The sequence below is a fragment of the Niveispirillum sp. GW835-FHT14G11 genome (genome assembly GCF_058793615.1).
This window is the reverse complement of sequence record NZ_JBXAFZ010000003.1, coordinates 351,678-372,133: the sequence shown is the minus strand read 5'-3', so window position 1 is coordinate 372,133 and position 20,456 is coordinate 351,678. Positions and strand designations below refer to the sequence as shown.

Here is a 20,456-nt window from a genome sequence, read left to right as displayed (position 1 = left end):
GACGCTGCCGCGCCGCTTGGCTTATCCGTCTCAGACCAGGGCGGTTTTGCAGAAGATGATGCAGCCGCTGGCATTGTCCTCGACCAACTTCTGCAACAGAGCGGGGAATGCCGCCTTTCCGCCCTGCAGCATGGCAAAGGGTGCATAACCGAACTCGAAACTGTCGCTCAGCAGGGCCGCGACCTTCTCAACCTTGTCGGGATGGGTGCGGAAGCCTTCCGCGGCAAAGTCCAGGAACAGCAGACGCGCCTGCTTCAATGTTTGCTTCGCCCCGGTCAGTGCGGCCAGCTCCCCACGCCCGTGAATTGTCGACACCACGACCTGGGCAGGCTCATCGAAATAATCATCGACCCGAACGCAGTTCACATAGAGGATCTCAGCGCCGTCGCTGGCGATATCGTCAGCCTCGGCCATATCGACCAGCCCCGCAAACTGGTCCCGGCCCCGCACGAATTTCGCCACCGCGTTATGGTCATAGGCGGCGAGCCGCTCGACCTTGGCATTCCCGCAGCCATTCACCTGGCAGGTCAATGACAGGGCCTCCACGGCCGCCGCATCGGGATCCAATGCCCATGCAAAGCGCGCGCGGCGGGCGATATCGACAATCGTGGTCGAATAGCCGGGGCCCAGCAGCAGAACATAATCATCCGGCAACAGCAGGTTCGTCACATAGACCGGAAGTTCCGGTGCCAAGGAAGCGGCCGCTTCCGTGGCGGGGGCGTCGCCGGGCCGGACAATGAACTTGTCGGCCTTCCTGTACAGCGCACCCACCAGGCCGTCGCGCTGCTCAAACGTATGTGTCCTGAGCTGGTGATAATTGTTGTAGTTGGTGAAATCGTTATTCAGAAGCTCCGCTTCCTGCAGGGAATTGATCTCGATCACCTTGCGCCGTTTGCGCAGCGACTGCTCCGCCAACTTGGCGTTGGAGCGGGAGTAGGTATCGATCTCATCGGAATCAAGATTACCCTTCAGCCGGGCCGGCACACCACAACCGGGGCAGAACTTCTTGACCTGCGAGGTGAAGTCCTGAAGCGGCTTGTTCCACCAACCTTCGACGACGGGATAACCGTAATCCTCCCCGCGCGCCAGATCGAAGGATCCCGCCACTTCACAGAAATAGGCCCGAAGCTCGCCCTTATTCTGCAGGACGGTGGCCGACCATTGGCGGTTGATGTCGCAGGTCGAAATCTGGTCCCACATTTCTGTCTTGTCGGGATACAGATCCTGCACCGCCGTCAACAAGGGGGAATGGTGCGAGTGGCCGTTGAAAAAATTGACCCTTGGTATCAATTTTTTCAATCGTTCCAATGATTTGCGCCCGCGCTGATCATTGTGGGGATTGAGATTGAAAAAGCCGAACGTGTCGGCGACAAGCTGTTCATAGTCGAACAGATTGTTCGACCAAAGGCCGCGCTGCGATTTGATTGGCACTTCTTCGGTGAAAATCTGGCACAGCTCGGCAAACTGCTTATGGACACAGGGATTGCCGCCGATCATGGCGATGACGCCGTTGAAGCCGCGCAAACTCCGCAATGCCAGTCGGAAATTCTCCGGCGTCATGTCCCAGAAACTGGTCTGATTCTTCAGCAGTCTCGTGCAGTTCGAACAGTGAAGATCACACTTGTTCGTCACATCGACGCAGATGATGTGCATTTCGGAGGGCGAGCGCATCCTGGCGATCGCCGCATCGGCGAGCTGATCGTCATTCACGGTCGATATTTCCGCAAGCATGATTCTCCTGCTTTCCTGTCCTTGGAAGTGGAGATAATCCACCCTCGCGCCGCATTGCGGCCGGCCTCCATCGCCGTAGTCCAGCTTAGCTAGATCAAGGCGTACTGTCGAGATAGCAAGCGACCGAAGACGGATTGGAAGCGCTCAACATCAGGCGTGACCTCGCCACGCGCCAGCCCGGGACGTTGCAGGTCGAGGTCGCTTTCCACCCAGATCAAGCGGCGAAATTCATGCATCAGGCTGCATTCATAAACCCAGTCGTCTGGATGGGCCACGTCCGGGGCGTCGCCATGAAGGTTGACTGTTGCCGGAAATGGGAAGATGGCAAATGCCTTGACCTCACCATTGTCAATGCGGCTGCGTAAATACACGTCATATGCGGCAGGGATGCTGTCGACATTGAAGGTTGCGAACATTTTGCGCAGGGAGGCATTATTCACGATATAAGCGCCGGCGCCGATAAATCCAAATCGACTGCGAAGCGATTCCAGATTTAGAACAATAGTCTCTTTCCTCAATGCGCAATATTGTCTCATAGAGAAGAACAATGGCATATCGATGGCGCGGGGAATCAGCAAATCGAGAAAAAAAATATCCCAGCTATCCGGGTCTACGCCGTGGAGGGCTGTATTGACCATCTCCTCGGCCTTTGGTGAGAATTCGGCGTCATCTTCCGCGATCAGAAGGTGAGATGTCCAGCCATTGTCAATGGCCGTCTTCATGCAACCGACATGGCTCAGCCAATTGCCCTTCAGGGTCGGTTTTGCCGGGCCCGGCATCTGCGTCACGGCATCGGTGGTCCACAGGATCGCGGGAAACCGGGTCAGCCGCCAGGCGCTGGAGAAATTTGCGTCACGGAAGTTCCGTTCCAACGCCTCGCGCCGCTCAACGGCGCGGTCCAGATTAATGTAAATCAGATCAATATCCGGCATCGCCCCTGCTCTACTTGATTGGTTGATTTTGCGATTTGGAAAATGGCGTCGCCGATGGAGAATAGCCGCCCGCGCCGCCGAAATATATACTCACCAGCGGCCACCGCGATGTGAAAAGGTCGGCTGAGACAGAAAGGGGGGCTGCCGCCTTGCGGAGGTGACGGTCACTCAAGATTGCAGATTTCGTGTCCATAACCGCCATGCGGATTCCCCTTATGACCGCGGCTTGCTATGGTGTCGCCATCCGCAAGATGGCTGATGATGATGCCGGTGACAACAATGTCTTTCGATCGGTCGCAGCATCCGCAGCCGTGGTTTCGATGGGTGCGCTTCTTAGCCCCCCTGGTTGCGATGATGCTTGGATCGGCTCCGGCGCTCGCCGCCGACTGGTCGGCGTTCTCCGAGCCCTTGTTCGAGCGGCTGGGGCGGGAGCAGGGGTTGCCCAACGACGTGGTGGGCGCCATCGTCCAGGACCGGGCGGGCTTCATCTGGTTCGGTACGGGGGGCGGGCTGGCCCGGTATGACGGGCACCGGTTCCGCCATTATACGGGCAATGCCGGCGATCCGGACAGCCTGCCCGACAGCTATGTCACCGCCCTGCATGTCGATCCCCAGGGCGTGCTGTGGGTGGGGACCAATGCCGGCGGACTGGCGCGGTTCGATGCCGCCACCGACCGGTTCGTGCGCGCCAATGACGGGCTGCAGAACCTGTCCGTGCTGTCGATCCTGACCGATGCGCAGGGCCGGCTATGGACGGGCACGGTGGGCGGCGTGCATATGCGCGACCCGGCCAGCGGCGCCAACCGCTTCTACACACGGCGCGGGCCGGAACCCGACAGTCTGGCCCTGGACCAGATCCGCGACATGGTGGAACTGCCCGATGGCGGGCTGCTGCTGGCCAGCGGGCGGGGGCTGGTGCGCCTTGACCCGTCGGGCGATATGGCGGTGCCGGTATCGCTGGGCGGCATCGTCCCGGCGGATGCGCCCATCCAGGGGCTGCTGCGCGATGGCAAGGGCCGGCTCTGGGTGACGGGGGAGTTTCCCGGTATCGCCATGTGGGACCCGGCCACGGGGGAGCAGCGCCTGTTCGACCTGCCGGGCATGGGTGAAGCGGCCGCCGCCCCGGTGGCCAAGCATGCCTTGGCCGAACTGGCGCCCGACCGCATCATCATCGGCACGCAAGGGGCGGGGCTGGCGGAACTGGATGTGGCCAGCGGCCAGGTCACCGTGCATCGCAATGACCCGACCCTGATCAGCAGCCTGGTGGCGTCCGACGTGCGGTCGCTGCTGGTCGACCGGTCGGGTATCCTGTGGATCGGTACCTGGGGCGGCGGGGTGGCCCGTCGCAACCCGGTGACCAGGGCCGTGCTGTCCGTCCCCGCCTCCCATATCCGCGCCGACCGCCTGTCCGACCCGCAGGTGCGCAGCCTGATGCTGGCCGGCGACGGCAAGCTGTGGGCGGGGTTGCAGGCCAATGGCATCGACATCCTGGACCCGGCATCGGGGGAGCGCGACGGGATCAGGCCCGGCCCCGGCGGCCTGCCCGACGGGGCGGTGCTGTCGATGGAGACCCTGCCCGACGGTACGATCTATATCGGCACGCAGCGCGGATTGTTCCGCCGCCGGCCGGGCGCGGTGGGGAAGCTGGAGGCGGTGCCGCTGCCGGCACCCGGCCCTAATGCTGCCGTCTGGTTCCTGCTGCGCCGCGACAATGTGCTGTGGATGGCCACGGACGGGCTGGTGGTGCTGGACCTGACCACCGGCACCATGCAGGTGGACCGCACCCGGCTGGGCGATGCCCGCTCGTTGATCGACAACCGGCTGCGCCTGCTGGCGCCCGGCCCGGAGGATGGGCTGTGGGTGGGCGGCAATGCCGGGCTGCATTACCGCGACGCCAAGGGCGGGTTCCAGCGCATCCGCAACGACCCGGCCGATGCGCAATCGCTCAGCCATAATTTCGTCACCGCCGTCCTGACCGATGCCAAGGGCCGCGTCTGGGTCGGTACGCTGGGCGGCGGGCTGAACATCCTGGCGGCCGGGTGGCAGCCGGGGCAGGTGCCGCATTTCCGCCGGCTGGGCCAGGCGGAGGGCCTGCCCACCCTGCTGATCAATGCCCTGCGGGAGGATGCGGCGGGCCGTATCTGGGCCTCCACCGATGCCGGGCTGGCGGTGATCAACGGCGATGATCTGTCGGTGCAGGCGCTGGGCCGGCCGGACGGGGTGGGGGTGGGCAGCTTCTGGGCCAATTCCGTCGCCACCGACGCTGATGGGCAGATGATGTTCGGCGGGCGTGACGGGCTGGTGGTGGTGAAGCCGGCCCTGCTGGATGCCTGGCGCATGCTGGCGCCCACCGTGGTCACGGACCTGCGGGTGGATGGACGGCCGGTGCCGGCCGACATCTATAACCTGCCCAACCCGCCCGCCCTCCGCCTGCTGCCCGATCAGCGGTCGCTGTCGGTGGAATTCGCCGCCCTGGATTATACCGCACCCGACCGTACCCGCTTCCTCTACCGCCTGGACGGGTTCGAGGAGCAATGGATAGCGGGCGATGGCAATCACCGCCATGTCGCCTATGCCAACCTGTCGCCCGGTTCCTACCGGCTGCTGGTGCAGGGCAGCAACCGCGCCGGGATGTTCGCGCCCGAACCGCTGGTGCTGCCGGTCACGGTGCTGCCGGCCTGGTGGCAGACCTGGTGGTTCCGGGGGCTGATGCTGCTGGTCGGCGCCCTGGTCGCCTGGGGGGCCGTGCAGGTACGCACGCTCAGCCTGCGCCGCCGTCAGCGGGAGCTGGAGCGCGAGGTGGATGAGCGTACCGAGGTCATCGCCCGGCAGAAGGACGAACTGGCCGCCACGCTGGAGGATCTGCGCGCCACGCAGGACCGGCTGGTGCGGGAGGAGAAGCTGGCCAGCCTGGGTCGCCTGGTCTCCGGTGTGGCGCATGAGATCAACACGCCGCTGGGCGTGGCCATCACCACCTCCAGCTTCCTGTCGGAGGAGATGGGGGCGGTGGGACGGCAGGTGGAGGGCAAGGCCCTGACCCGCACGGCCCTGTCCGATTTCCTGGCCACGGGGCGGGAGGCGATGGCCGTGCTGCAAGCCAATCTCCAGCGCGCCGCCCGGCTGGTGCAGAGCTTCAAGCAGGTCTCCGCGGAGGAATATGCCGGCCCCCGCCAGCGCCAGCGCCTGTCCACCCTGGTGGCCGAGGCCGTGGCCCCGCTGCAGCCCCGCCTGCGCGAAAAGCAGGTGGCGTTCCATCTGGAGGGCGTGCGGGACCTGACGGCCCTGGTGCAGCCCGGCGCCATGGTCAATGTGCTGACCAACCTGCTGCTGAACGCGCTCCAGCATTCCTGGCCCCAGGGCGGGGGCGGCACCGTGACCGTCACCCTGTCGGCCATCGAGGATACAGCGGTGATCACCGTGGCCGATGACGGGGTGGGCATGGATGACAATGTCCGGACCAAGGCCTTCGACCCGTTCTTCACCACCAGCCGCGACCATGGCGGCACCGGCCTGGGCCTGCATATCGTCCATAATCTGGTGGCCGGCCCGCTGTCCGGCAGCATCAGCCTGGAAAGCGCGCCCGGCCTGGGCAGCCGGTTCATCATCACCCTGCCGGGGGCGGTGGCGGCTGAGTAGGGTCTGTCAGTTTTAATTAGAATCAAGACTTTACCCGCCTTCCCGGCGCAGGCCGGGACCCAGGGGCCACAAGCTCAAACCTCTACGCGGCTTGGATCAAAGCTGCCGACAGGTCGGGCGCTTGGCCCCTGGGTCCCGGCCTGCGCCGGGAAGGCGGAAGAGACGATCCCATCTAAACCAGGCCAGTTCCCGCGGAAGGTGGCGAAGGCGCCGCCGACGCCGGGGCAAGGGCGGCTTGTGCAACATCGTGCAACATAAAAACGGGGTGTGTTGCACGGGTGGCTTTTCAGGTATTGAGTAAAATCAATGGCTTGATGGCCGTGGTATTCGGAGGTGCTGGTGATCGGCTCCGAATGCATTCGGAGTGCTGTTGTGGTCTTCTCCTGTTTGAATGGACGGTAGCGGCGGACAGAGTTCATGCGATTTTAGGATTAAGAGCCTAAGTCAGATTGGGCCGCGGCGCAAGAGATGCGTGCTACCAGAGCCGCTGGACGTGACCATCGAAGTTGGCGTCGGCGGAGATGAGGGGCAAGTTGTGATGTCGGGCCGTGGCGGCCAGCAGCCGGTCAAACGGATCACGGTGCGGCCAGTCCATCAGGCCGGCGGCAATGGCGATGGCGGGATCGAGTGACAGGGCCGCGCGCTCCTGTTCGGCCAGCAAGTCCGGCAGGGTGGCGACATGAGATGCCACTTCCGGCCATTTGCCCAGCCGGGCCTTCTGGGCGATCTCGAAGAAGCTGACGGCGCTGACGCAGACCCGGCTGGCTTGGGCGATGGCGGTCAGGGCGGTTTTGGGAAGCCGGCTGTCACCCGTCAGGCTCCAGGCCCAGGCATGAGTGTCCAGCAGGATGGCAGTCAAGCGCCACCTTCCCACCAGTCAAGCTCGTCCGCATCCATCAGTTCCAGGAGGTCGGGGGTCTGACCCAGCTTGTCCTTCAGGATGCCGACCTTGAAGCCGCCCTGGACCACGGGCACCAGTCGCACCATGGGCTTGGCGCCCTTGGCAATGACCACGCCCTCGCCGTTCATGGCCTGCTCAATCGGCTGGGACAGGTTGGTTTTGCCGCTGTGGATAGTGACCTGAAGCATAGCGGGGCGGTTGTGATTATGGTTAGCAAATAGGACCAAGATAACGAAACAGTGAGGGCTTTTGGAGTTTGACGGATAGATGTTTTTGATGTTTTTTGTATATGGTCGGCTTTATTAAAAAATTGTATTGTAATTTCTAATTCAGAACGCTTCTGTGGAGTTGATGACATGGTTGGAAAGCAGGTTGAAAATGTTTCTATTGAGGGCCGGCTTACTGATTCAGGCTTTTCTGCTAAAGTTAAAAGCAGAGCTTTTGCCGCAGCTGATCGTCTTCTCGGGTCATTGATTGACGTGCCAAACGTATATCTGGAAGGCGTTGCTGAGAGAATTCGGAAGAAAAATGAATTTAAGATAAAAATAATTGAAGGGGTAAATGAAAGAATTGAAGAAATTGTCGTATCTGAATCTATTAGTAATGAAATAAGGAAGATTGAAAACAGATCGGCCGTCGTTTCATTGGCATTTGAAGAGTTAAATTCAACAAAAAATGGCAAAAAAGAAGATATCAATAATTTATCTGGTGACGAATATTTAAATCCAGACTGGCTAAATGCATTCTATGATTACGCTGGGCGAGCGTCTACGGAAGATATGCAGAAAATTTGGGGGCGTCTATTGGCTGGGGAAATTAAAATACCAGGTGCCTTTTCTATAAGAGCGATGAGAATAATTTCTGAATTAGATAATAGCTTAGCGTCATTATTTCAGAAATTTGCTTCTATTCGTATTGCCAATGGCGCCATCATTAAAATGGACGCCAGTGATGACATTATGGATATTATATATCTAAAAGAAGTTGGGCTAATTGAAGATAGTGGACTTGGACTAAGTTTTTCTTTTAAGAAGCAGTCGGATGGAAAGTTTGTACAGAGAATCAATGAGCATGTCGTTATTGTTGAATTTAATAAAGAAAAAAGCGACGAAATTGAAATACCAGTTTATGCAATTACGAGATCTGGGGTTCAGTTATGCTCTCTGTTTGAATGGGATGGGCTGGCAGCGGCGAAGTATTTTGTTGAATATTTGAATGTTTCAGAAAACTATAAAGATTATTCTTTTACTATTGGAAAGGTAACAAATGTCCTCCCGGGGCATGTTCGGTATGATACAATTCAGTCTGGATCAAAATAAAACGGTGTTCCGTCAAGCCGCCGCCACCCCCGCCCGGTCCGCCGCATCCGGATCGTAGTTCAGGTTGGGCGCCAGCCAGCGTTCCATCTCGGCCAGGGGCATGCCCTTGCGGGCGGCGTAGTCAGCGACCTGGTCGCGTTCCACCTTGGCGACGCCGAAATATTTCGCGTCCGGATGGCCGAAATACCAGCCCGACACGGCGGCCGTCGGGGTCATGGCGAAGCTTTCGGTCAGGGTGATGCCGGCAGCCTTGGTGGCGTCCAGCAGGCGGAACAAGGTCGCCTTCTCGGTGTGGTCGGGGCAGGCGGGATATCCTGGGGCGGGGCGGATGCCGCGATAGGCCTCGGCGATCAGCTGCTCGTTGGTCAGGGTCTCGCCAGCGGCATAGCCCCAGAGTTCGGTGCGCACGCGTTGATGCAGGCGCTCGGCGAAGGCCTCGGCCAGACGGTCGCCCAGGGCCTTCAGCAGGATGGCGCTGTAATCGTCGTGGGCGGCCTCGAACGCCTTGGCCCGTTCCTCAAGCCCGATGCCGGCGGTGCAGGCGAAGCCGCCCATCCAGTCGGCGATGCCGCTGTCCTTGGGCGCCACATAGTCGGCCAGGGACAGATGCGCGCGGTCGCGGCCGGGATCGCGGGCCATCTGCTGACGCAGCATGTGCAAGCGGTCCAGGACGGTGCTGCGGGTGTCGTCGGTATAGAGCTCGATATCATCGCCGGTGCTGTTGGCGGGCCACAGGGCGACCACGGCATTGGCGCGCAGCCATTTCTCACCCACGATGCGCTGGAGCATCGATTGGGCATCGGCCCACAGGGCGCGGGCGCTTTCGCCCACCTTCTCATCCTCCAGGATGGCGGGGAAATTGCCGTGCAGTTCCCAGGCCTGGAAGAAGGGCTTCCAGTCGATATGGCTGACCAGCTCGGCCAGATCATAATCCTGGAAATGGGTGATACCGGGCTTCAGGGGCTGCGGCGCGTCGTAGGCGGCCCAGTCCAGCTTCAACGCGTTGGCCTGCGCCTGGGGGAAGGGCAGGCGGGCGCGGTTGATCTGGCTGCGGGCATGGGCCTCGCGCATGGCGGCATAGTCGGCCTTGGTCTTTTCGGTGAAGGTCGGGCCGTTGACGGCGTTCAGCAGGTTCTGGGCCACGCCCACCGCCCGGCTGGCATCCAGCACATGCACCACGGGGCCGTCATAATTGGGGTCGATCTTGACGGCGGTGTGGACCTTGGACGTGGTGGCCCCGCCGATCAGCAGGGGCATCTTCAGGCCCGTGCGCTGCATCTCCTTGGCCACGAACACCATCTCGTCCAGGGACGGGGTGATCAGGCCGGACAGGCCGATGATGTTGCACTTATGCGCCTTGGCCTCTTCCAGGATGCGCGCACAGGGGACCATGACGCCGAGATCCACGATCTCGAAATTATTGCACTGGAGCACCACGCCGACGATGTTCTTGCCGATATCGTGGACGTCACCCTTCACCGTGGCCATCAGGACGCGGCCGGCGGGTTCGGACTTGCCGCCGCCCTTTTCCTCCTCGATGAAGGGCAGCAGCCAGGCCACGGCCTTCTTCATGACGCGGGCCGACTTCACCACCTGCGGCAGGAACATCTTGCCCGCACCGAACAGGTCGCCGACGACATTCATGCCGTCCATCAGCGGGCCTTCGATGACATGCAAGGGGCGTTCGGCCGCCAGCCGCGCCTCCTCCGTATCCTCGTTGATGAACTCGTCAATGCCATGGACCAGGGCATGGGCCAGACGCTGGCTGACCGGCAGGCTGCGCCAGGTCAGGTCGGCGGCCTTGCGTTTCTCCCCGCCCTTGTACTTGTCGGCCACTTCCAGCAGCCGGTCGGTGGCATCGTCGCGCCGGTTGAGGATGACATCCTCCACCCGCTCGCGCAGCTCTTCCGGGATATCGTCATAGACCGGCAGTTCGCCGGCATTGACGATGCCCATATCCATGCCGGCCGGAATGGCGTGATAGAGGAACACGCTGTGCATGGCCGCGCGCACGGTATTGTTGCCGCGGAAGCTGAAGGAGACGTTGGACAGGCCGCCGGAAATATGGGCGCCGGGGCATTCGCGGCGGATGTCGCGCGTAGCCTCGATAAAGTCGACGGCGTAGTTGTTATGTTCCTCGATACCCGTGGCGACGGCGAAGACATTGGGGTCGAAGATGATATCCTCGGGCGGGAAACCCACCTGCTTCACCAGGATGTCGTAGGAGCGCTTGCAGATTTCCAGCTTGCGCGCGCGGGTATCGGCCTGTCCGACCTCGTCGAACGCCATGACGACGACGGCGGCGCCATAGCGGCGCAGCTTCTTCGCATAGGCGATGAAGGGCTCCTCGCCCTCCTTCAGGCTGATGGAATTGACGATGGGCTTGCCCTGGACATTCTTCAGCCCGGCCTCGATCACGCTCCATTTGGAACTGTCGATCATCACCGGCACCCGTGCAATGTCGGGTTCCGAGCCGATCAGGCGCAGGAAGCGGACCATCGCCGCCTCGCTGTCCAGCATCGCCTCGTCCATGTTGATATCGATGACCTGGGCGCCGTTGGCCACCTGGTCGCGCGCGATGTCGAGTGCGGCCTCATACTGCCCCTCCAGCACCAGCTTCTTGAACTTGGCCGAACCGGTGACGTTCGTGCGCTCGCCGATATTGATGAAGCTGGCGGTGCGGGGGGCGGTGGTCATGGGGGCGTCTCGGGGGTTCTGGGCGGGGGACTTGGGGGGAGGGGACGGGCGTGCTATATCACTGATATGGCCGACCGGGAGGTGGCAATGACGATGAAACTGACATTGGAGATCGATGACGATCTCCGCGCCCGTATCGAGGCCCGCGCCCGAACCAATCAGCGCAGTGTCGAGGAAGAGGCTGTGGACATGATCTGGGGTGGTTTGCGGCCTCTACCCGATGATCCGTCCCTTCCGGCGGGGGAGCGCATTCGGCGGGCTTGCGCCGGCTCTGGCCTCTGGCTGGACGAGCAGTTCCAGGAGCAGAATGACGCCATGTGGCGGGAAGATCAGTGGCGGTTGCCGGACCTGGAGCATCTGCTGGATGAGAAGGACAGCGCTGCGTGATTGTGCTGGATACCAATGTCGTATCCGCCATCACGTCGCGGCTGCCACCGCAGCCGGTCATCCATTGGCTGAATGGCGTTCCGATTGCGGAACTGGCCATCACCAGCATCAATCTGTTTGAAATGCGGTTCGGGATCGAATTGTTGAAAGACCCGGTCGCACGCGAGCGATTGGCGCTTCGGCTAAACTGGTTTCTGGAACGCTTCATCGGCAACCGCGTGTTGCCATTGAATGCACGCAGTGCGGAGGCCACGGCAATTCTGGCGGGAAGGCTGCAACGATCAGGCAGGCCTGTTGGCCGGGAAGACACCATGATCGCCGGCATCTGTCTGGCCCATGGGGCGACGCTAGCCACCCGCAACATCCGGCATTTCGCCGATGCGGGCGTGACGCTTGTCGATCCCTGGGCTGAACCGGCGGACACCTGACGCGTCCCCCTCAGAAGGCCGACATGGTGAAGGGCTCCAGCCCCGACAGGCGCATCACCGCATCCGGTGCTGCCGGCTGACGCGGCGGCACGCCCTGGACGGCCAGCGCGATGGCGCGGATATGGTCAGGCGTGGAGCCGCAGCAGCCGCCGACGATATTCACCAACCCATCCTTGGCCCAGCCGGCCAGATCGCCGGCCATATGCTCGGGCTTCTCGTCATACTGGCCGAATTCGTTGGGCAGGCCGGCATTGGGATAGGCGGACACGAACACGTCGGCCACGCGCGACAGTTCCTGCACATAGGGGCGCATCAGGTCGGCCCCCAGCGCGCAGTTCAGCCCGATGGAGAAGGGCTTCACATGGCGCAGGCTGTTCCAGAAGGCCTCCGTCGTCTGGCCGGACAGGGTGCGGCCGGACCGGTCGGTGATGGTGCCGGAGATCAGGACGGGCAGTTCCAGCCCCTTCTCCTCCAGCACCTCCTCAATCGCGAACACGGCCGCCTTGGCGTTCAGCGTGTCGAAGATGGTTTCCACCATCAGAACGTCGGCCCCGCCATCAATCAGGCCGGCCGTCTGTTCCTTGTAGGCCACCCGCAACTCATCGAAATCGACATTGCGGAAGCCGGGGTCGGTCACCACCGGGCTGATGCTGGCCGTGCGGTTGGTGGGGCCCAGCGCGCCGGCCACATAGCGCGGGCGGGTGGGATCGGCGGCCTCCGCCACGTCGGCGGCCTGGCGGGCCAGTTTCGCGCCTTCGACATTCAACTCATAGGCCAGATTCTCCATGCCGTAATCGGCCAGGCTGATGCTGGTGGAATTGAAGGTGTTGGTTTCGATGATGTCGGCGCCGGCATCCAGGTATTGCGCATGGATGTCATAGATGATCTTCGGCTGCGTCACCGACAGCAGGTCGTTGTTGCCCTTCACGTCGCGGTGCCAGTCCTTGAACCGTTCGCCGCGGTAATCTTCCTCTTGCGGGTTATGGCGCTGGATCATGGTGCCCATGGCGCCGTCGATCACCAGGATGCGCCGAAGGGCAATGTCACGCAGCCGCGACAGCCGTTCCGTCCTTGTCATCAACCCCTCCATCCAAACGCGGAAAAATACCGGTGGGCGCGCACGGCACCCCTGGCCCCGGTTCTAACCCGGCGCCGCCACGCATGCAAACATAAAGATATCTTTATGTGATGATGGCTGTCATGCCGATGGCGCCCACGGTGGGGGCGGGCGGTGGTGGGGCGTCGTCCCCTTTGCGGGTAGTGCCAGGCAGGCGGACCCGCGCGCGGGTGCCACCGCCGGACCGGTCCTCCATCTCCACCGTGCCGCCCAGGGGGCCGGCCACCAGCGTATAGACCATGTGCAGGCCCAGGCCCGTACGACCCTCCGCCCGGCCGGTGGTGGTGAAGGGCTCGAACAGGCGGGGGCGCACGGCGGCGTCCAGGCCGATGCCGTCATCCTCCACCACCAGCTCCACGGTCCCGTCCGGCGTCAGGCTGGCAGCGACGCGGATATGGCCGCCACGACCCTCGGGGAAAGCGTGGTCCATGCAGTTGGACAGAAGCTGCCCCAGCACCTGGGTCAAGGCCCCGCCATTGGTTTCCAGCACCAGACCGGGCTTGCTGTCCACGGTCAGGCGGATATTGGGGGCATCGGTGCGCACCTCCATGGCGGGGCGCAGCTCGTTCAACAGGTCATGCACATCCAGGCGGCGCAGCGTCTCGTCCGAGCGTTCGGTGGCGATCTGCTTGAAGCTCTGCACCACGGCGGCGGTGCGTTCCACGGTGCTGGTCAGCAGGCCCGCCGCCTCTTTCACCTCGGCCAGGAAATCGGTCAGCTGGCGCCGGGTCATGGTGCCGGCATTGATGGCCACCTCCGCCGCTTCCACCTGCTGGGCCAAGTGGGTGGCGGTGGTGAGCGCCGTGCCGACAGGGGTGTTGACCTCATGCGCCACGCCGGCGACCAGCCGGCCCAGGCTGGCCAGCTTTTCCGACTGCACGATGCGGTCCTGGGCCAATTGCAGCCGGTCGACGGTTTCCGACAGGTGCCGGGTGCGGTCAGCCACCTGGTCCTCCAGCGCGCCGTTCAGGGCGGCCAGCCTTGCATTGGACTGCTTGGCCTGGTCCAGCATGTGGCGCAGCCGGTCGATCAGCAAGGCAGCCTGCAGGAACAGCATGAAGCAGTATCCGGCCTCCATGATGCCGGTGAAGCCGACACGGTGGACCAGCGCCAGATTGGCGCAGCCCAGCACGGTCCAGGCGATGGCCATGGGCAGGGCCAGCGGCTGTCGCTGCCGGGCGGCCAGGACCGTGGCGCAGATCAGCGTCATCATGGACAGGATAAGGCCGATGGTGGCCGTCCAGGTCAGGAGCCAGGGGAACTGCAAGGTCCACAGGCTGGCCACCGGCACGGCCAGGATGAACAGGAAGGACGGCCAGGCCAGTTCCTTGCGCAAGCTGCCGGGGAACAGCAGGGTCGCACTGGCCAGACAGGACAGCCAGACGAAGGGGAACATCACATTGTTGAGAAAGCCCAGCAGCTGCCCCGGCAGGCTGTACAGAACCTCGCTGCCCAAGGGCGTGTTGGAGGTCAGCTGCACCAGCGCGATGGCCACCGACATGACGGAGAAGACCAGACATTCCCGGTCGCGCGGCCGCAACACATAGAGGATCAGGTACAGCAATCCGATGGACAGGCACAGTGACAGGAAGGCGGCCCGAAAGGCCAATTCCTGCTGCCAGTCGCCATACATGCTGTCGGCATCGCCCAGCAGCAGGGCGCGGGGAATGCCGCCATAGCCGCCGAAAGCCGACACCTGCACCGTGATGTCCAGCACCCCGTCGATGGGGCGGACGGCGGCGATGGCCTTCTGCCCGGCGCTGTTGGTGCTGCTCTCGTCCGGACCGACCTTGCCGGCATGGATGGCGCGTTCACCATTGACCAGCACATCCCAGGCCACGAAGCGCTGGTTGTGGCGCATGGCCAAGGGCGGTGCATCCTTGGGCAGCAGTACACGCAGATGATAGGTGCCGATACCTTCGGCAGCCAGCGGAATGCCGTCCACGCTCTGACTGGTCCAGCGGCCGGGCACGGCCAGCAGGGCGGGCCGCGGGGCGCTGCCGTCGGCAATATCCGACGGTGCCACCAGCCGGTCGCGCCAGAATTGCCAGTCGCCTTCCAGGAAAATCTGACCGCTATTGCGGAAATTCCAGCCACGCAGGTCCAGCACGCCGTCAACCGCCAGGGGACGCTGGTTCAGGGCCGCCGACAGGCCGGCCCAGAGGGTGGAGAGGATCAGTGCCGCGACCAGAGGCGCCCAGAACCAGCGCATCATACCGGAATGGCCCAAATAACGCCGCACGGCCATCTTTACGCACGATCCCACTTGCAAGGTTGTTCCAACCAACCTTGCGCCACTCGGCGCGCCGTTGCAATCCGCGCGTTTGCCGCGTCTGGCATTCAATTGCGCCTCTGGCAGCTTTTTGCGTCTACCCGTTGCACCGACCCGGGTGGCTGCTTATTTTCATGGCATGAGAAACCAACGCCGGCCGCACCCTCCGCTCGTTCCCCGCCTTTTTCGCCTGTCGGGCCTGGTGGCCGTCCTGCTGGTCACGGCGGGCGCGGCCAATGCCGCCTGCACGGACCCGGCGGCCGACGGGGTCAACTGGCGCCGCTGTTATCTGGATGGACGCGACCTGAAGGGGGTGGCGCTGGCCCAGGCGATGTTGCGCGAGGCGACGTTCCAGCGCAGCGATCTGTCGGATGCCAAGCTCACCAATGCCGATGCCTATCGCGCCAAGTTCCTGTCGGCCCGGCTGGACCGTGCCGTGCTGGACGGCGCCCGCCTGATCGAGGCCGATTTGACCCGTGCCGAGCTGGTGGGGGCCAGCCTGAAGGGCACGGACCTGCGCAATGCCAAACTGGTGGGGGCGGTCATGAAGGGCGCCGACCTGACCGGCGCCCGGCTGGAAGGGGCTGACTTGCGCAATGCCGACCTGACGGGGGCCCGCTGGACCGATGGCCGCGCCTGTGGCGAAGGCTCGGTCGGGCAGTGCCACTGAGGTCCTGGTCTCAGCCCTCCAACGCCTCGTCGGGATGGGGGAAGTACAGCTGGTTGCCGCTGGGGTCGGTGATGACCAGCAGGGGCCGGCCCCAGAACTCATCAGCCTGTTCCACCTCCTTGTTGGTCAGCCGTTCCTTCAGCAACGCGAACTCATCCTTGTGGAGCGCGGTATAGAGCACGCCGGTACCATTCTTGTCCGGCCATTGGTCAGTAAGGAGAATGGCGCAGCCATCGCCGTTGCTGACGCCAGCCACCCGTGCCCGTCCGTCCTCCTCATACCGCATGTTGAGGATGAAGCCGAGGCGGTCGATATAGAAGTCGATCGCGGCTTCGACGTCGGTGACGAAAAACAGTGTGCTGGATGTCCACTGTTTCATGTCTATTTCCATTGGCAGCTAGTGGGTAGATATTCTTGCCACGGGATCGGAAGGGCCGTCCAGACGTAACGATTGATGGGTATTTTCTAAAATTGTATACATTAAATCGTATAATATCTTCACCGCATCGTTGACGCAGAGAGTAGTAAAAGACATATTGCAACCCGCTTTCATGGCTAGTCGGGTCGATCATATGTTCTCCGTGGGTCACGGCGCGGACCATATCACCATCGCGCTCAGCGAGGGGTTTCTGTGCTTCCACCTGTCGGGGGATGTGACGTCCGCCGATATCGAGACCGCCTTGGGTCTGGCGGCGGTCGATGGCATGCTGCGGCCGGATAATCTGGTGCTGGTGGATATCCGCAAATTCACCGGCTCCATCGACTGGGGCATGATCCGTGACATGCGCCGTTTCGCGCCGTGGGTTCAGGGGCGGCCGACGGGCCTGCGCTGCGCCTATCTGCTGCCGGAAGGGTTCGCCAGCTTCGTCACCATCCTGGCCAGCTTCTATCCCGGTGCCAAGCACCGCGCCTTCCGGGATGAGGGGCCGGCCCTGCGCTGGCTGGCGGAGAGTCGTCGCCAAGCCGCTTGAAGGGCATGGCCCCCCCGCCGGCATTGCCGCTGGCGGGCGGGCCCGGAGGTCGGTAAAAGGCTGGCAGCCTGTTGAAATACCGTCCGGAACCCATCCAATGGCCCTGATCACCCCTCGCACCCCGCCCGGCACCATGGAACTGCTGCCGCGTCGGCAGATCGCGTTTCAGCGCATGCTGGACACCATCCGCCGCAATTACGAACGGTTCGGCTTCATTCCGCTGGAGACGCCGGTGTTCGAGGTGGCGGATGTACTTCTGTCCAAGTCGGGCGGGGAGACGGAGAAGCAGGTCTATTTCGTGCAGTCGACGGGGGCCATCGAACAGGGTCACAAGCCCGATCTGGCCATGCGCTTCGACCTGACCGTGCCGACCGCCCGCTATGTGGCGCAGTATGAACGCGAGCTGGCCTTCCCCTTCCGCCGTTACCAGATGCAGCGCGTCTATCGCGGCGAACGGGCGCAGAAGGGGCGTTATCGCGAATTCTACCAGTGCGACATCGATGTGATCGGCAAGGACAGCCTGCCTGTGGCCTATGATGCGGAAATGCCGGCCGTGATCTATGCGGTGTTCACGGACCTGAATGTCGGGCCGTTCCAGATCAATTTCAACAACCGCAAGATCCTGCTGGGCATGTTCGAGGCGCTGGGGGTCACCGATCCCGGCATCCGCACCCTGGTGCTGCGCCAGGTGGACAAGCTGGACAAGCTGTCGCGTGAAGACGTGTTGGCCCTGTTGACGGCGGAAGGGATCGCCCTGTCGGCCGAACAGGCGGCGTCGGTGCTGGACATGATCGGTTTCAGCGGGCCGTCGGCGGACACGCTGGCCCACCTGAACCGCCTGGGCTTGGACAATCAACTGTTCAAGGAAGGTGTGGACGAGTTGACCCAGGTCGTGGGTGCGCTGAAGGCGTTCGGCGTGCCGGAAACGCATTGGCGCATCAATCTGGCCATCGCGCGGGGCCTGGATTACTACACCGGCACGGTCTATGAGACGTTCCTGACCGACCATCCGTCGTTGGGCTCGGTCTGTTCCGGCGGACGGTATGAGAATCTGGCCGGGCTTTATACCAAGTCCAAGCTGCCGGGCGTGGGCATTTCCATCGGCCTGACGCGCCTGTTCTATGCGCTGGAACAGGCCGGCATCGTCAAGGATGGCGACAGCAGCGTGCAGGCGCTGGTGACGCAGTTCGATCCGGCCCTGCTGACCGACTACCTGTCCATCGGTGCCGAGCTGCGCGCGGCCGGCGTCAATACGGAGATCTACCTGTCCCCCGACAAGCCGGCCAAGCAGTTCAAATATGCCGACAAGGCCGGCATCCGCTATGCCGTCATCATGGGTGGCGACGAGAAGGAGAAGGGCGAAGTCCTGGTCAAGGATATGGCCGCAGGCAGCCAATCCGCGGTGAAGCGCGAAGAGTTGGCGGCTTGGCTGAAGGGTGTAGTCGGCTAATCGCACGACAATGAAGGTGGCGCATGTCGCCACCTTCAATCGCCATTCTCACCACTTCATTGCCGCATTCCCACCGCGCAACAGCCGCACCCTAGCAAATCCGCCATTCTCCGGCTTGGCACGGCGGTTGCTTTTACCCTGGTCAGAACCAACCGACGCCATCGGAGCCTGACCATCATGTCGCTGAAGCCCTTCCTGCTTGCCACCGCCCTGACCCTGACGGCCCTGCCGGTGCTGGCCTTCGGGCCGCAGGATTTCTCCGCCAAGGAGGTTTCCGTCCAGGGTGTGGTCGGCCGGCTGGAGGTGAAGGTGGACAGCAATGTCTCCAAGGTCACCGCCAGCGTCACCGGTCCCGCCCGCTGGGTGGATCTGGTGGAGGTCCGGCTGGAGGGTGGTGACCTGGTGATCCGCCAGAAGGAGGCGTCGCGGGAGCGCCGCTGGCGCGAGCAGGAGGATTGGGTGACTGTCCAGGTCACCGTACCGGCCGGCACCAAGCTGGAGATCGATGATTTCGCCGGTGAGGGCATTGTCGGCGACCTGCGCGGCGCCTTTTCCGTCGATGGCATGAATTCCGGCAAGCTGACGGTCGGTCGCGTCACCACGGCCAGCATCGGTATCGACGGGTCGGGCGATGTGAAGCTGGGCGATGTCGACCGCGATGTCAGCCTGGAAATCAATGGCAGCGGCTCCATCGTCACCGGCCGCACCGCCGGCAAGACCGAGCTGGAGATCAACGGGTCGGGTGAGATCACGCTGGCTCACGCCAATGGCCCGATCAGTGCCGAGATCAACGGGTCCGGCGATATCCGCATCCAGTCCGGCGTGGCCGACCCGCTGGCCGTGGAGATCAACGGCTCCGGCTCGCTGCTGCTGGACGGCGTGGCCCGCAACCAGAGCATCGAACAGTCCGGCTCCGGCAATGTGAAGGTCACCGGCCGGACCAGTTAATCATTCCCTCAGGCGCCGGGCGCCGCCATCCGGCGGCTTGGCTTACGCGGGCATGGGCCGGCGGTCGCCGGCCTCCAACGGTCATGGGCAATGACCGTTGGCACTACCCAGAATCCAAACGGTTTCACCGCCCCAACCGGGCGGGACCGGCACCATCTTGCCTGAATGAACCGGGGCCACGGGGGGCCTTCAACCATGCGCAAGCTTGCTTCCATCCTTCTCTCCACCATCGCGCTGTCGGCCTTTGCCAGTGCTGCCTGGGCGGAAAGTTCGGGTCCGATGCGTTTCGACGGGACCAGACTGACTGTCCGCGATGTGATCGGCGAGGTGCGGGTCACTGTCGATCCGTCGGCCCGCGGCGTGACGGTGACCATCGATGCCAAGGCGGAGGAGTTTCCGTTGCTGTCGGCCAAGGCCGGTAACGACGGGGTCATCGTGGCCCGGTCGCGTCCGCCGGAGAAGAAGCGGCGCGAATGGAACGTGCAGGAGAATGAGGTCACCATCACCGTCACCCTGCCCAAGGGGACAGCCATCCATATTGACGACATGATCGGCAAGCTGGATGTGGGTGATCTGGATGGGCCGCTGACGGCGGACATCCGCTCGGCGGTCGATATCAAGGCCGGCCGCCTGTCCAGCGCCCGCATCGACGTGGCGGGGGCCGCCGGCATCGATACCGGTGACATTGCCGGCAAACTGGAACTGAACATCGCCGGGGCGGGCGACGTGGATATCGGTACCGTGCGACAGGGTGCTGATATCCGTATCGCCGGCTTCGGCAATGTCGATGTCGCCGGCGTCAAGGGACCCGTCTCCGTGAGGGTCAGTGGCGTCGGCGACGTCGATCTCAACAAGGGCGACGTCGACCTGCTGGACGTTTCCGTCTCCGGTTTGGGTTCGGTCGCCTTTGAAGGGCAGGCCAAGGAACGGCGGATCAGCTCGTCGGGCATGGCCAGCGTCAAGGTGAACGGCAAGAAGGTTTCGGGCTGAGGGCGGG

At 62.9% G+C, this 20,456-nt stretch carries 17 protein-coding genes; 9 read left to right on the top strand and 8 right to left on the bottom strand.

What is annotated here, in order from left to right; genetic code table 11:
* Positions 1–30: 30 nt before the first annotated feature.
* Positions 31–1,731, bottom strand: a complete 1,701-nt coding sequence (locus tag AC1Q7F_RS08085; protein ID WP_492505557.1) for a hypothetical protein — start codon at positions 1,729–1,731, stop codon at positions 31–33.
* Positions 1,732–1,820: 89 nt separating this feature from the next.
* On the bottom strand, positions 1,821–2,663 hold the full coding sequence (locus AC1Q7F_RS08080; RefSeq protein ID WP_492505555.1) for a glycosyltransferase family 25 protein: 843 nt from the start codon (positions 2,661–2,663) through the stop codon (positions 1,821–1,823).
* A 354-nt stretch (positions 2,664–3,017) separates the two neighbouring features.
* Between AC1Q7F_RS08080 and AC1Q7F_RS08075 the strand changes: the two genes are divergently transcribed.
* On the top strand, positions 3,018–6,299 hold the full coding sequence (locus AC1Q7F_RS08075) for a sensor histidine kinase (RefSeq protein ID WP_492505553.1): 3,282 nt from the start codon (positions 3,018–3,020) through the stop codon (positions 6,297–6,299).
* Positions 6,300–6,774: 475 nt separating this feature from the next.
* On the opposite strand, the gene AC1Q7F_RS08070 is transcribed toward AC1Q7F_RS08075, so the two are convergent.
* Both AC1Q7F_RS08070 and AC1Q7F_RS08065 read right to left on the bottom strand, forming a co-directional pair.
* Positions 6,775–7,158 (bottom strand): type II toxin-antitoxin system VapC family toxin, encoded by a 384-nt coding sequence (locus AC1Q7F_RS08070; RefSeq protein ID WP_492505551.1) that lies wholly within the window; start codon positions 7,156–7,158, stop codon positions 6,775–6,777.
* The gene (locus tag AC1Q7F_RS08065; protein WP_492505549.1) at positions 7,155–7,328 is read right to left on the bottom strand and encodes a type II toxin-antitoxin system Phd/YefM family antitoxin; all 174 of its coding nucleotides are present in this window, start codon (positions 7,326–7,328) and stop codon (positions 7,155–7,157) included. The genes AC1Q7F_RS08070 and AC1Q7F_RS08065 overlap by 4 nt, the downstream gene beginning before the upstream one ends.
* A gap of 228 nt (positions 7,329–7,556) precedes the next feature.
* Here AC1Q7F_RS08065 and AC1Q7F_RS08060 point away from each other — a divergent pair, with 228 nt between their 5' ends.
* Positions 7,557–8,519, top strand: coding sequence for a DUF2806 domain-containing protein (locus AC1Q7F_RS08060; RefSeq protein WP_492505547.1), 963 nt, complete (start codon positions 7,557–7,559; stop codon positions 8,517–8,519).
* Between the two features lie 12 nt (positions 8,520–8,531).
* On the opposite strand, the gene metH is transcribed toward AC1Q7F_RS08060, so the two are convergent.
* Positions 8,532–11,216, bottom strand: a complete 2,685-nt coding sequence (gene metH / locus AC1Q7F_RS08055) for a methionine synthase (RefSeq protein WP_492505545.1) — start codon at positions 11,214–11,216, stop codon at positions 8,532–8,534.
* Positions 11,217–11,303: 87 nt separating this feature from the next.
* Between metH and AC1Q7F_RS08050 the strand changes: the two genes are divergently transcribed.
* Both AC1Q7F_RS08050 and AC1Q7F_RS08045 read left to right on the top strand, forming a co-directional pair.
* Positions 11,304–11,603 (top strand): hypothetical protein, encoded by a 300-nt coding sequence (locus tag AC1Q7F_RS08050; protein ID WP_492505543.1) that lies wholly within the window; start codon positions 11,304–11,306, stop codon positions 11,601–11,603.
* On the top strand, positions 11,600–12,031 hold the full coding sequence (locus AC1Q7F_RS08045) for a type II toxin-antitoxin system VapC family toxin (protein ID WP_492505541.1): 432 nt from the start codon (positions 11,600–11,602) through the stop codon (positions 12,029–12,031). Before AC1Q7F_RS08050 ends, AC1Q7F_RS08045 begins: the two co-directional genes overlap by 4 nt.
* A gap of 10 nt (positions 12,032–12,041) precedes the next feature.
* Here AC1Q7F_RS08045 and AC1Q7F_RS08040 read toward each other — a convergent pair whose 3' ends face one another.
* Both AC1Q7F_RS08040 and AC1Q7F_RS08035 read right to left on the bottom strand, forming a co-directional pair.
* Positions 12,042–13,109 (bottom strand): homocysteine S-methyltransferase family protein, encoded by a 1,068-nt coding sequence (locus AC1Q7F_RS08040; protein WP_492505539.1) that lies wholly within the window; start codon positions 13,107–13,109, stop codon positions 12,042–12,044.
* Between the two features lie 103 nt (positions 13,110–13,212).
* Positions 13,213–15,396 (bottom strand): ATP-binding protein, encoded by a 2,184-nt coding sequence (locus AC1Q7F_RS08035; protein WP_492505537.1) that lies wholly within the window; start codon positions 15,394–15,396, stop codon positions 13,213–13,215.
* Between the two features lie 163 nt (positions 15,397–15,559).
* On the opposite strand from AC1Q7F_RS08035, the gene AC1Q7F_RS08030 reads away from it, so the two are divergent.
* Positions 15,560–16,090, top strand: coding sequence for a pentapeptide repeat-containing protein (locus AC1Q7F_RS08030; RefSeq protein WP_492505535.1), 531 nt, complete (start codon positions 15,560–15,562; stop codon positions 16,088–16,090).
* A gap of 10 nt (positions 16,091–16,100) precedes the next feature.
* On the opposite strand, the gene AC1Q7F_RS08025 is transcribed toward AC1Q7F_RS08030, so the two are convergent.
* Positions 16,101–16,469, bottom strand: a complete 369-nt coding sequence (locus AC1Q7F_RS08025; RefSeq protein ID WP_492505533.1) for a VOC family protein — start codon at positions 16,467–16,469, stop codon at positions 16,101–16,103.
* Positions 16,470–16,641: 172 nt separating this feature from the next.
* On the opposite strand from AC1Q7F_RS08025, the gene AC1Q7F_RS08020 reads away from it, so the two are divergent.
* The 4 genes from AC1Q7F_RS08020 to AC1Q7F_RS08005 all read left to right on the top strand — a co-directional run bounded on the left by AC1Q7F_RS08020 (position 16,642) and on the right by AC1Q7F_RS08005 (position 20,449).
* The gene (locus tag AC1Q7F_RS08020) at positions 16,642–17,061 is read left to right on the top strand and encodes a hypothetical protein (protein ID WP_492505531.1); all 420 of its coding nucleotides are present in this window, start codon (positions 16,642–16,644) and stop codon (positions 17,059–17,061) included.
* Positions 17,062–17,158: 97 nt separating this feature from the next.
* Positions 17,159–18,511, top strand: coding sequence for a histidine--tRNA ligase (gene hisS, locus AC1Q7F_RS08015; protein ID WP_492505530.1), 1,353 nt, complete (start codon positions 17,159–17,161; stop codon positions 18,509–18,511).
* Between the two features lie 177 nt (positions 18,512–18,688).
* Positions 18,689–19,459, top strand: a complete 771-nt coding sequence (locus tag AC1Q7F_RS08010; protein WP_492505528.1) for a GIN domain-containing protein — start codon at positions 18,689–18,691, stop codon at positions 19,457–19,459.
* A gap of 195 nt (positions 19,460–19,654) precedes the next feature.
* Positions 19,655–20,449: a head GIN domain-containing protein gene (locus AC1Q7F_RS08005; protein WP_492505526.1), complete on the top strand. Its 795-nt coding sequence runs from the start codon at positions 19,655–19,657 to the stop codon at positions 20,447–20,449.
* Positions 20,450–20,456: the final 7 nt, after the last annotated feature.

What these genes read in the sequence shown, in the direction of transcription:
- AC1Q7F_RS08080 (WP_492505555.1), bottom strand. Translation starts at nt 2,663, where the DNA reads ATGCCGGATATTGATCTGATTTACATTAATCTGGACCGCGCCGTTGAG.
- AC1Q7F_RS08040 (WP_492505539.1), bottom strand. Translation starts at nt 13,109, where the DNA reads ATGACAAGGACGGAACGGCTGTCGCGGCTGCGTGACATTGCCCTTCGG.
- AC1Q7F_RS08030 (WP_492505535.1), top strand. Translation starts at nt 15,560, where the DNA reads ATGAGAAACCAACGCCGGCCGCACCCTCCGCTCGTTCCCCGCCTTTTT.
- AC1Q7F_RS08025 (WP_492505533.1), bottom strand. Translation starts at nt 16,469, where the DNA reads ATGAAACAGTGGACATCCAGCACACTGTTTTTCGTCACCGACGTCGAA.
- AC1Q7F_RS08050 (WP_492505543.1), top strand. Translation starts at nt 11,304, where the DNA reads ATGACGATGAAACTGACATTGGAGATCGATGACGATCTCCGCGCCCGT.
- AC1Q7F_RS08010 (WP_492505528.1), top strand. Translation starts at nt 18,689, where the DNA reads ATGTCGCTGAAGCCCTTCCTGCTTGCCACCGCCCTGACCCTGACGGCC.
- AC1Q7F_RS08035 (WP_492505537.1), bottom strand. Translation starts at nt 15,396, where the DNA reads ATGGCCGTGCGGCGTTATTTGGGCCATTCCGGTATGATGCGCTGGTTC.
- hisS (WP_492505530.1), top strand. Translation starts at nt 17,159, where the DNA reads ATGGCCCTGATCACCCCTCGCACCCCGCCCGGCACCATGGAACTGCTG.
- AC1Q7F_RS08075 (WP_492505553.1), top strand. Translation starts at nt 3,018, where the DNA reads ATGCTTGGATCGGCTCCGGCGCTCGCCGCCGACTGGTCGGCGTTCTCC.
- AC1Q7F_RS08085 (WP_492505557.1), bottom strand. Translation starts at nt 1,731, where the DNA reads ATGCTTGCGGAAATATCGACCGTGAATGACGATCAGCTCGCCGATGCG.
- metH (WP_492505545.1), bottom strand. Translation starts at nt 11,216, where the DNA reads ATGACCACCGCCCCCCGCACCGCCAGCTTCATCAATATCGGCGAGCGC.
- AC1Q7F_RS08065 (WP_492505549.1), bottom strand. Translation starts at nt 7,328, where the DNA reads ATGAACGGCGAGGGCGTGGTCATTGCCAAGGGCGCCAAGCCCATGGTG.
- AC1Q7F_RS08060 (WP_492505547.1), top strand. Translation starts at nt 7,557, where the DNA reads ATGGTTGGAAAGCAGGTTGAAAATGTTTCTATTGAGGGCCGGCTTACT.
- AC1Q7F_RS08020 (WP_492505531.1), top strand. Translation starts at nt 16,642, where the DNA reads ATGGCTAGTCGGGTCGATCATATGTTCTCCGTGGGTCACGGCGCGGAC.
- AC1Q7F_RS08005 (WP_492505526.1), top strand. Translation starts at nt 19,655, where the DNA reads ATGCGCAAGCTTGCTTCCATCCTTCTCTCCACCATCGCGCTGTCGGCC.